This is a genomic window from Rodentibacter sp. (assembly GCF_057314195.1).
Window position 1 is genome coordinate 1 of the sequence record NZ_DBHLAM010000015.1, and the last position, 10,133, is coordinate 10,133.

At 46.0% G+C, this 10,133-nt stretch carries 11 protein-coding genes, 1 pseudogene and 1 riboswitch; of the genes and pseudogenes, 7 read left to right on the plus strand and 5 right to left on the minus strand.

All coding sequences use genetic code 11. The annotated features are described in order from the left end of the window. Positions 1-489: pseudogene (locus tag ACO59Y_RS01565) on the minus strand (formate dehydrogenase-N subunit alpha); the annotation flags it as partial. A 275-nt stretch (positions 490-764) separates the two neighbouring features. Here ACO59Y_RS01565 and fdhD point away from each other — a divergent pair. Further along, entirely contained in the window at positions 765-1,598 is an 834-nt protein-coding gene (gene fdhD, locus ACO59Y_RS01570) for a formate dehydrogenase accessory sulfurtransferase FdhD (RefSeq protein WP_486130059.1), read from the plus strand. Positions 1,599-1,645: 47 nt separating this feature from the next. Here fdhD and ACO59Y_RS01575 read toward each other — a convergent pair whose 3' ends face one another. Together ACO59Y_RS01575 and serB are read right to left on the minus strand one after the other, a co-directional pair. Next, the gene (locus ACO59Y_RS01575; protein WP_486130040.1) at positions 1,646-2,137 is read right to left on the minus strand and encodes a YajQ family cyclic di-GMP-binding protein; all 492 of its coding nucleotides are present in this window, start codon (positions 2,135-2,137) and stop codon (positions 1,646-1,648) included. 82 nt (positions 2,138-2,219) lie between these two features. Further along, positions 2,220-3,167: a phosphoserine phosphatase gene (gene serB, locus ACO59Y_RS01580; RefSeq protein WP_486130042.1), complete on the minus strand. Its 948-nt coding sequence runs from the start codon at positions 3,165-3,167 to the stop codon at positions 2,220-2,222. Between the two features lie 71 nt (positions 3,168-3,238). Between serB and ACO59Y_RS01585 the strand changes: the two genes are divergently transcribed. The 6 genes from ACO59Y_RS01585 (at position 3,239) to ACO59Y_RS01610 (ending at position 9,142) form a co-directional block, all read left to right on the plus strand. Then, the gene (locus tag ACO59Y_RS01585) at positions 3,239-3,910 is read left to right on the plus strand and encodes a YtjB family periplasmic protein (protein WP_486130044.1); all 672 of its coding nucleotides are present in this window, start codon (positions 3,239-3,241) and stop codon (positions 3,908-3,910) included. A gap of 107 nt (positions 3,911-4,017) precedes the next feature. Continuing rightward, a complete protein-coding gene (gene tkt / locus ACO59Y_RS01590; RefSeq protein WP_486130046.1) occupies positions 4,018-6,015 on the plus strand; it encodes a transketolase in 1,998 nt (665 codons plus the stop codon). 90 nt (positions 6,016-6,105) lie between these two features. Continuing rightward, the gene (locus ACO59Y_RS01595) at positions 6,106-6,522 is read left to right on the plus strand and encodes a DUF1016 N-terminal domain-containing protein (RefSeq protein ID WP_486130048.1); all 417 of its coding nucleotides are present in this window, start codon (positions 6,106-6,108) and stop codon (positions 6,520-6,522) included. Positions 6,523-6,676: 154 nt separating this feature from the next. After that, a riboswitch (glycine riboswitch) is annotated at positions 6,677-6,797 on the plus strand. Positions 6,798-6,878: 81 nt separating this feature from the next. After that, positions 6,879-8,246: an alanine/glycine:cation symporter family protein gene (locus ACO59Y_RS01600; RefSeq protein WP_486130050.1), complete on the plus strand. Its 1,368-nt coding sequence runs from the start codon at positions 6,879-6,881 to the stop codon at positions 8,244-8,246. A 228-nt stretch (positions 8,247-8,474) separates the two neighbouring features. Beyond that, complete coding sequence (locus ACO59Y_RS01605) at positions 8,475-8,771, plus strand: type II toxin-antitoxin system HigB family toxin (RefSeq protein ID WP_486130052.1); 297 nt, start codon at positions 8,475-8,477, stop codon at positions 8,769-8,771. Between the two features lie 11 nt (positions 8,772-8,782). Beyond that, entirely contained in the window at positions 8,783-9,142 is a 360-nt protein-coding gene (locus tag ACO59Y_RS01610) for a helix-turn-helix domain-containing protein (RefSeq protein WP_486130054.1), read from the plus strand. A 71-nt stretch (positions 9,143-9,213) separates the two neighbouring features. Here ACO59Y_RS01610 and ACO59Y_RS01615 read toward each other — a convergent pair whose 3' ends face one another. Next, complete coding sequence (locus ACO59Y_RS01615; RefSeq protein WP_373604064.1) at positions 9,214-9,498, minus strand: type II toxin-antitoxin system RelE/ParE family toxin; 285 nt, start codon at positions 9,496-9,498, stop codon at positions 9,214-9,216. Further along, a complete protein-coding gene (locus ACO59Y_RS01620) occupies positions 9,491-9,670 on the minus strand; it encodes a hypothetical protein (RefSeq protein ID WP_486130057.1) in 180 nt (59 codons plus the stop codon). Before ACO59Y_RS01620 ends, ACO59Y_RS01615 begins: the two co-directional genes overlap by 8 nt. Positions 9,671-10,133: the final 463 nt, after the last annotated feature.

Below are 10,133 nucleotides of genomic sequence, written 5' to 3' on the forward strand. Positions count from 1 at the left end.
AACGGTTTTGCCACTTGCATCTTTTTCAACAAAGTTAGCATCACGGTCATCTTTTAATAAACGAGAAATGCGTTTGATTGCCTCTTCCCAAGAAAGGCGAACCCATTTGTCTGAACCCGGTGCGCGGTATTGCGGATATAAGCAACGGCTTTCGCTATTAATATAGTCAAGTGCACCTGCGCCTTTCGGACATAACGCTCCACGGCTTATCGGATGGTCTGGGTCACCTTCAAGGTGGAATAATTTAGAACGGGTATTGGTGCCGGTGTGGCTACTTAATGTGTCATAAGGTTTGCCTGTGCTATATAGCAACATACCGCAGCTTACAGAACAATATGTACAGGTGTTACGAGATTCAAAAGCTCGCAATAATTTGTATTCACGCGGTGCTGCTAAAGCGGTTGCTGGTGCAAAGCCCAACATCGCAGCAGACGTCCCCGCCATACCACCTGCACAGATCTTAAAGAATTTTCTTCTTGAGACCTGCATAATCACTCCTTTCAACAACAAGTTGTTGAGATACTTAGATAGTAAAAAATTTGTCTAGAAACTAGATAAATTGATTGGTTTCGTTAGAATAACATCGTTGCTAACTTTAAAAAGGCGTACAGAAAAACGCCAATTTACGGCTGGTTAGAATAACGATTTTTTAACCGCGAATCTATAATCAAATGGCATTAGAAGCTATAAATATTGTGATCTAGATCATAAATTTATCAATCATTTAACAATTTATTTACATGAATTCATGGGAAAAAGAAAGAATGAATTGGCGAACAAAACAAAAGATTAATGTTATCAAGATACAGAAAGACGGAGAAAAATCTCTCCCATTTTTGCAAGAAAAGGAGGATTTTCTCGCCGTCGAAACGCCGGTTTCCCTTGTATATAACGGCATTTCTCACGCCGTAATGATGTGCACGCCGCAGGATTTGGAAGACTTCGCGCTCGGTTTTTCGCTCACCGAAGGCATTATTGACAAACCGACGGATATTTACGGCATCGACGTACTTGAAGTGTGCAACGGCATCGAAGTACAAATTGAACTATCCAGCCGTAAGTTTATGGCGTTAAAAGAACATCGTCGTAATCTCACCGGCCGCACCGGCTGCGGCATTTGCGGCACGGAACAGCTTAATCAAGTGTACAAAAATTTTCCCCAATTAGCCTGCACGTTTCAGTTCAATATCAATCTGCTTGATGATTGCTTGCGCACGTTGCAAATTCACCAACAGCTCGGCCGACAAACCGGTGCCACGCACGCCGCCACGTTTTTTGATTTACAAGGCAATATGCTTGCGATTCGTGAAGACGTAGGGCGCCATGTAGCCTTGGATAAATTGCTTGGCTGGCACGCCAAAGCCGATAAGCCGCAGGGATTTGTCTTAGTGTCTAGTCGCGCCAGTTATGAAATGGTACAAAAGATGATTGCTTGCGGTGTGGAAATGCTGGTGGCGATTTCTGCCGCAACGGATTTAGCGGTAAAAATGGCGGAAACTCATCATTTGACTTTAATTGGCTTTGCGCGAGAAGGCAAAGCCAATGTTTATGCGGGTTCAATGCGGTTGGATTTGGAAGGTCTAATTTCGTTCGCTTGAAAAGGACGCGCCAGACCGAATGAATGATGGGCATGAATCCGCGACGATTAATCTCTAAAATTGTTGAACTGAAACGGTTGTCCCAGTTCGGCATTTTTGACTAATTGAATCACCGCTTGTAAATCATCGCGCGATTTTCCGGTTACACGAACCTGCTCGCCTTGAATTTGAGTTTGCACCTTGATTTTGGAATCTTTCACCAATTTGGTGATTTTCTTCGCCATCTCCGTTTCAATCCCTTGTTTGAGCTTGATTTCTTTGCTGTAAAGTTTGCCGTGATGTTCGCTCTCTGAAGGAATATCAAGCGAGCTATGCTCAATCCCGCGTTTCACGAAGGCGCCAATCAAAATTTCAATCAGTTGTTCAAGTTGAAAATCCGATTCGGTGGTGACTTTCACGGTTTCATTTTTTTCATTGAGTTCAATGACGGCTTCTACGCCACGGAAGTCATAACGGGTGCTGAGCACGCGGTTGGCATTTTCTACCGCATTGCGTACTTCGTGCATGGTAATTTCGGAAACGATATCAAAAGATGGCATGATTTTCTCCTAAATAAAGTAGGGTGGGTATAGGTTCCACGAGTAAGCGAAATAGCACCGCATTGGCGATGGATTTTTCCTCTTACGAAATTCGGTCATTCGCCGTCAAAAGGCATAGCAGTGCGGTTAAGTCGGCGAAGTTTACCACAACTTGCGCCTGTTGTTGCACTTTCGGTTTGGCGTGGAAGGCAACGCCTAAACCGGCGATTTTCATCATTGCCAAATCATTTGCGCCATCGCCAATGGCGATGGAATGTTGCGGCGCAATAGCGTATTCATCGCGTAAGCGTTGTAAAACAGCCGCTTTATATTGTGCATCAACCACATCGCCTTTGACTAACCCGGTGAGTTTGCCGTTTTCAATATCAAATTGATTTGAGACAGCGAAATCTAATTGCAATAGGTCTTTCAAATAATCGGCGAAATAGGTGAAACCGCCCGATGCGATGGCGGTCTTCCAACCGTGCTGTTGTAGCGTTCGAATAGTTTCTTCAAGCCCCGGCATTAACGGCAAATTCGACCGCACTTGTTGCAAAATGCTTTCCGGCGCGCCTTTTAAGGTGCCGACGCGACGGCGCAAACTTTGCTCGAAATCCAATTCGCCGCGCATTGCGCTTTCTGTAATGGCGGACACCAATTCCCCCGTTCCGGCCAGTTTGGCGATTTCATCAATGCATTCGATTTGAATAGCCGTGGAATCCATATCCATCACTAATAACCCTTTTTCCGATAATTTCGCTTCAAAATCCAGAAGGGCGATATCTAAGCCCAGCTCGTGCGCGGCGCGAGGAAAATCTTCCCGCCATTCGCCTTTCAGTAAAACAACGGTGTTGTGCGCCACATTCCAAGCATCGAAACACTGAAAATTTTGTGCGCATTTCTGTTGAAAATCGAGCACCGCATTGAGGTTCAATGCGGTGCCATAAAGGATGAACGCGTGGTTTGTTTGGGTGGTGGGGGAATCGCTTAAAAGCGCGCTTGGCAGCACGGGATATTGGCGGGTAATACTTGCAAGGTTTTGAATTTGCATAGGAAATCCTGTAAATTGGCAAAAAAATCGGGCTATTTTAGCCGATTTAATCGCAAATTGGGGAAAATCACTTGCATTTTATGAAAGAAAAACTAACCGCATCAATTATGTTGGGGCTCATTGTGTTGTTCGGTTTTAGCGCTCTGGGTGTCATTTTATTCGGCGTACAGCAATTTAAAATTGCCTCACAACTTGCCGGCGCAGATCAGGTTTCGCATTTATCCCATATTTTAGTGCGTCAACAGGCGAGTCTATTTTCCGCGCTTTTAATTAATAATGCGCAATCGGAAAAACTCAACGAGAATTTAGAGAATTTGGTACAACAACGGTTTGTGCTGGATGCTTCCTTGTATAACGCGCAAGGCAAATTGCTAGCGCAAAGCGCCGCTGCGGAAAAGTTACGCGAACGTTTAGGATTGGATAAAAATTTGCAGCGTCAAATCATGACGCAACAAATCGTCGAGCCGATTTATGCCGATTCGGGCATTCAAGGTTTTTTACGGGTGACAATGGACGGGCAATACGAACAATCGTCGCAAGGCAAAATTGATCGCATTTTTCACCAACTCTACGGCGGATTCATTGTAGTCTTCTTGTTAGGCGCCTTGTTGGCGAGCTCGATTCATTATTTTATTGGTTATTATCGTCGGACGAATCCTTCGGCTTACAACCTCAGAAAAACGCTTGACTTGCCGATTAAATCCGGCAGCCGACGTTTTCATCAAAGACGGCGCCGCGCCTAATTCTCGATAGTTCAAAACTATTCATAAAATTTCATTTATTTGCCTAAACGGGCAAGCAAATTAAGGTAAAATACGCAAAATTTATTTTCTTAAAACAGGAGAACACAATGCCAACTCGCAGACAATTAGCCAATGCAATTCGTTTTTTATCCATGGATGCGGTGCAAAAAGCCAAATCCGGCCACCCGGGCGCCCCTATGGGCATGGCGGACATTGCGGAAGTATTATGGCGCGATTTCTTAAAACACAATCCAACCAACCCGAAATGGGCGGATCGTGACCGTTTTGTCTTATCAAACGGCCATGGTTCTATGTTGATTTATAGCCTTTTACATTTAACCGGCTACGATCTTTCTATTGAAGACTTAAAACAATTCCGTCAACTTCATTCTAAAACCCCGGGCCACCCGGAATATGGTTATGCACCGGGCGTGGAAACCACCACCGGGCCGCTCGGTCAAGGTATCACCAATGCGGTGGGAATGGCGATTGCAGAGAAAACTTTAGCCGGCCAATTTAACCGCGAAGGTCATGAAATCGTGGATCACCACACTTATGTGTTCTTAGGCGACGGCTGCTTGATGGAAGGGATTTCACACGAAGCCTGTTCTTTAGCCGGCACTTTAGGCTTAGGCAAATTAATTGCCTTCTACGATGACAACAATATTTCCATTGATGGTCACGTAGACGGCTGGTTCAGCGATGATACTGCAGAACGTTTTGAAGCCTACGGCTGGCAAGTGATCCGCAATGTAGATGGTCACGATGCAGAACAAATTCGTGCAGCAATCGTACTTGCGCAAGCAGAAAAAGAAAAACCAACCTTAATCATCTGCAAAACCATTATCGGTTTCGGTTCACCGAACAAATCAGGCTCTCATGATTGCCACGGCGCGCCATTAGGCGATGAAGAAATTGCCTTAACCCGCAAAGCCTTAAATTGGGATTACGCACCGTTTGAAATTCCGGCGGAATACTATGCGCAGTGGGATGCCAAAGCCAAAGGCACAGCAGAAGAAAAATCTTGGCAAGAAAAATTTGCGGCCTATGAAAAAGCCTATCCGGAATTAGCGGCAGAATTTAAACGTCGTATTGCAGGCAACTTGCCGGCAAATTGGGCGGCAGAATCCAAAGCCTTCATCGAAAAATTACAAGCCAACCCGGCAAGCATTGCAAGCCGTAAAGCCTCACAAAACGCGATTGAAGCCTACGCACACATCTTGCCTGAATTCTTGGGCGGTTCTGCGGATTTAGCAAGCTCTAACCTAACATTATGGAGCGGTTCTAAACCAATCCGCGCCCACGAAAACGTAGGCGGTAACTACATCAACTACGGCGTACGCGAATTCGGTATGTCCGCCATTATGAACGGTATCGCGTTGCATGGCGGCTTTATTCCTTACGGCGCCACCTTCCTAATGTTCTACGAATACGCCCACAATGCGGTGCGTATGGCGGCATTAATGAAACAACGCTCATTATTCGTTTACACGCACGATTCTATCGGCTTAGGCGAAGACGGCCCAACTCACCAACCGGTGGAACAAACTGCCGCATTGCGTTTAATTCCAAACTTAGAAACTTGGCGTCCGTGCGACCAAGTGGAATCAGCCATCGCATGGCAACAAGCGGTAGAACGCAAAGATGGCCCAAGTGCGTTAATCTTCACCCGCCAAAATCTCACACAAATGAACCGCACTTCCGAGCAATTAGCGAACGTAGCACGCGGTGCATACATCTTAAAAGATTGCGCCGGCACGCCGGATCTCATCTTCATTGCCACCGGTTCTGAAGTGGAACTTGCGGTGAAAGCGGCAGAAGTATTAAGCGCGGAAGGTAAAAACATTCGCGTGGTGTCTATGCCAAGCACCAACCGTTTTGATAAACAAGACGAAGCCTATCGCGAAAGCGTATTGCCGTCTTCCGTAACCAAACGTGTTGCCATCGAAGCGGGTATTTCTGATTTCTGGTACAAATACGTCGGCTTTGGTGGTCGTATCGTCGGCATGCACGGCTTCGGCGAATCCGCACCGGCGGATCAATTATTCAAATTGTTCGGTTTCACCGTGGATAATGTCGTCGCAACCGCAAAAGAAATTTTGTAATTTTCGATTAGCTAGAAAAAGCGGTCACATCATTAGATTGACCGCTTTTTTCACACAGATAGCAAACTGAAAATATTGAGGAATAAAACGATGAAGAGTTTAACGAATAATTATATTAACGAAATTAAAGCCATTCTCTCAAATGCACGCCGACAAGCTTATCGCGCGATCAACTCAGCAATGATTGATGCATACTGGAAAATCGGTGAGCGTATTGTCTTGGAAGAACAAAATGGCAAAGAACGGGCGGATTATGGAAAGGAAATTTTGCAAAATCTTTCCGCTATTCTTACTCAAGAATTTGGAAAAGGATTTAGTTACCGCTCTTTACGTGAAATTCGCCAGTTTTATTTAACGTTCGCTGATGTTGAAAAATGGCGAACACTGTTCGCCAAATTGACTTGGTCACATTTTCAGCGCGTACTTAAAGTTTCCAATGAACAAGTGCACTTAAAAACGCCCTTTAAACCGCACGTTCTTTTCTTTTTCCCTCAAGTCGCGCATTGAATTAGCCCAAGCATTTTGCTAGAATTTGCCCCGTTTTTCGTCTGCATCACAGACGAAAAATGAGTTCGGATGAAGGTAGCTGGAGAGTAGGGAATTGCCCCTACGCCGACGATGAAAAATCTTTCAGGCGCGCGCAAGCGCAGGGACTGTTACTGGACGAACCCTTGGAGAGATCCATTGCACGACATCCGTGTAAATGGACGCCGAAGGCGCAAAAGAGCGATGATTTCAACATCGTTTTCCAAACGCTCAGGCAAAAGGACAGGGGCCAAAAGACAATCTGTTTTTTATTTATTCTCACGGATTCTTTTCGTCTCCTTGTCGCGTTAATTGATTTTTGACGACGAGGAATCACCATGTCATTCACGACAATTCTATCAACCATCGACAGCTTTATTTGGGGCCCGCCACTTCTTATTTTATTGTCCGGCACAGGGCTTTACCTCACCTTACGTTTAGGTTTCATTCAAATCCGCTATTTACCGCGCGCACTCGGCTATTTATTCAAAAAAGAGCACGGCGGCAAAGGCGACGTCTCTTCCTTTGCCGCGCTCAGCACCGCATTGGCGGCAACCATCGGCACCGGCAATATTGTCGGCGTGGCAACCGCCGTACAAGCCGGCGGCCCGGGCGCACTTTTCTGGATGTGGCTAGTCGCATTGCTCGGCATGGCGACCAAATACGCTGAATGCTTATTAGCGGTAAAATACCGCGTAAAAGATCGCCGCGGTTTTATGTCCGGCGGCCCAATGTATTACATCGAACGTGGCTTAGGCATGAAATGGCTGGCAAAACTATTTGCCGTATTTGGCGTATTGGTCGCATTTTTTGGTATCGGCACCTTCCCACAAGTCAACGCAATTACGCACGCTCTGGAAGACACCTTCAACATTCCGGTCATCATCACCGCCATAGTTGTCACCACATTAGTCGCCATGATTATTTTAGGCGGCGTAAAACGCATTGCCACCGCCTCTTCCATCATCGTACCCTTTATGGCGATTTCTTATGTCTCCGTTTCCATCGTAATTATTTTATTAAACTGGGACAAAGTGCCGGACGCCCTTTCATTAATTATCCACAGCGCCTTCAATCCCCAATCCGCACTGGGTGGCGCATTAGGTTTCACCGTCATGAAAGCCATTCAATCCGGCGTCGCGCGCGGAATTTTCTCAAACGAATCCGGCCTTGGCAGCGCCCCCATCGCCGCCGCCGCCGCGCAAACCCACGAACCCGCACGCCAAGGCTTAATTTCCATGACAGGCACCTTTCTCGACACCATCATCGTTTGCAGCATGACAGGCATCGTCTTAGTCCTAACCGGCGCCTGGAACAACCCCGAACTTGCCGGCGCCACAGCAACCAACTCCGCCTTCGCACAAGGACTGGGCTCAAGCATCGGCGCCACCATCGTCACCATCGGCTTACTCTTCTTCGCCTTCACCACCATCCTAGGTTGGTGCTACTACGGCGAACGTTGCTTCGTCTATTTAGCCGGCACCCGCGGCATCCGCTTATACCGCCTATTATTTATCGTCTTGGTCGGCATCGGCTCATTCTTAAAGCTCGACATCATCTGGATCCTCGCCGACATCGTAAACGGCCTCATGGCATTCCCAAATCTAATCGCCCTCATCGGCTTACGCAAAGTCATCATTGAAGAAACCAAAGATTACTTCACCCGCTTAAAAATCAACCACCACGACCAAGACGAAATCGCCTAACTAACAAAACAGCACCGCATTGAACCCCGTAAACCAAGGCTCCAATGCGGTGCTCTCCAAAGCCACTTACCTCGGGCCACCTGCACCGCATTGGTCGTCCTGAATTTTTTGCGATCCTGTGCAAAAAAACGCATATTCAAGCTCGACAAAAATCTCTTGGTCTTTTATGGTAAAAAAATCTTTTGGTATATATCCCGATTTGGGATAAACTTAATTGAAGGAGTAAAAGTGCGGATTATTTCTACTGCAACATTAATTGAATATTACAAACAGCATCCTGACGCTGAACAACCGCTCAAAGCGTGGGTGGCGGAAGTGAAACGGGCAAATTGGCAAACCGCAAACGATATCAAAGCACAATATCGCCATGCCAGTATCCTGAAAAATTGCCGTGTCGTGTTTAATATCAAAGGTAATGACCACCGCCTCATCGTCGCAATAGCTTACCGACTTGGCGCAGTCTACATCAAATTTATCGGCACACATCAAGAATATAACCGAATAAACGCGGATACCATTGAATAATAAGGAAAAACATGAATATCAAACCCATCAAAAACGAACAAGATTATCAACAAGCCCTCGCCTTGGTTGAGCCTTATTTTGCGCGTGAAGACGAATTAAATGAACAAGAACTGGATTTTTTCGACGTCATGGTTACCCTAATTGAAGCTTACGAAGCAAAGCATTACCCAATAGACCCACCCACACCGATTGAAGCGATAAAATTCAGAATGGAACAAGAAGGATTAGAGATCAAAGACTTAGACGGCATAATCGGCAAACCGAACCGCGTTTATGAAATCTTCAACAAAACCCGCCCGCTAACGCTCAACATGATCCGCAACATCCACCAAAAAATGGGTATTAGCGCAGACATATTAATTCAACCTTAAACCCCGCCTCATGCAATAAGGTTTCAAACCGGCACCGCATTGACCCACAAAAAAACGCCCAACCGGGCGTTTCAAGGGCGAGGATACAGCCGCCGACTGTGAATAATAGTTTGAATCCGCACCTCATCGCCTGCCACATCATACACGATGCGATAACCGCGACAAAACGCCTCTCTTTTATTACCATGAATCACCCGCCCAGCTGCGAGTGGCATATAAGCAATCACATCAATCTTACTAAAAATATCCTCAGAAAGTTTGATTCCACTGGCCTCATAACCGGTGTATTCAATAATATTGGCAATAATCTCTCGTAAATCTCGTTGCGCATCGTGAGAAATAACCACCTTAGCCATAAATCAATGCCTCACGCTCCGCCGCTTCCAATTCTCTTGCTTTCGACTCAATCAACAGCCTAATTTCAGCTTTGGATTCCTCAAGCGTCACAACCCGCCCGGCCTTAACATCCTCTTCCCCGCGACGAATCTTCTCCGCCAAAAATTCCTCATAACCTTCTTCTTTAAACATCTCTCACCTCCAATCTAACCCCGCCCACTATACCCCCGACAACCACCAAAAGCAATCGCTCCTCCATGCGGTACTATCTCCCACACAAACCACCCATTTTTATCTTCATTTTTAAAAAACTAACCCCACCAAAACAAACCGAAGAAAGCCCACTCCCCCCGTTTAAGTCGCCCTTATGGAGAGGGCATTTTTAGCTAAATTTGCTCTGTTTGAGCGCAGCGAGTTGCAAATTTAGCGTTAAGAAAATGCCCTCGGAATAAGGAATAGCGGCTTAGTCGGGGCGTGTTTTCTTTGGTTACTTTCTTTTACACGAGTAAAAGAAAGTAACTCGCCCATCGGGCGAAACCCGATTCCCAAAAAATCACAAATCTCAAACCCAACAACCCCAACCCAAAAAACAACCCAAATAACCCAAAAATTTTACATCCCCCCAAAAAAAACCTATAATCCCCCAAATTTATCC

What these genes read in the sequence shown, in the direction of transcription:
- ACO59Y_RS01615 (WP_373604064.1), bottom strand. Translation starts at nt 9,498, where the DNA reads ATGGCTAAGGTGGTTATTTCTCACGATGCGCAACGAGATTTACGAGAG.
- tkt (WP_486130046.1), top strand. Translation starts at nt 4,018, where the DNA reads ATGCCAACTCGCAGACAATTAGCCAATGCAATTCGTTTTTTATCCATG.
- ACO59Y_RS01610 (WP_486130054.1), top strand. Translation starts at nt 8,783, where the DNA reads ATGAATATCAAACCCATCAAAAACGAACAAGATTATCAACAAGCCCTC.
- ACO59Y_RS01620 (WP_486130057.1), bottom strand. Translation starts at nt 9,670, where the DNA reads ATGTTTAAAGAAGAAGGTTATGAGGAATTTTTGGCGGAGAAGATTCGT.
- ACO59Y_RS01600 (WP_486130050.1), top strand. Translation starts at nt 6,879, where the DNA reads ATGTCATTCACGACAATTCTATCAACCATCGACAGCTTTATTTGGGGC.
- serB (WP_486130042.1), bottom strand. Translation starts at nt 3,167, where the DNA reads ATGCAAATTCAAAACCTTGCAAGTATTACCCGCCAATATCCCGTGCTG.
- ACO59Y_RS01595 (WP_486130048.1), top strand. Translation starts at nt 6,106, where the DNA reads ATGAAGAGTTTAACGAATAATTATATTAACGAAATTAAAGCCATTCTC.
- ACO59Y_RS01575 (WP_486130040.1), bottom strand. Translation starts at nt 2,137, where the DNA reads ATGCCATCTTTTGATATCGTTTCCGAAATTACCATGCACGAAGTACGC.
- fdhD (WP_486130059.1), top strand. Translation starts at nt 765, where the DNA reads ATGAATTGGCGAACAAAACAAAAGATTAATGTTATCAAGATACAGAAA.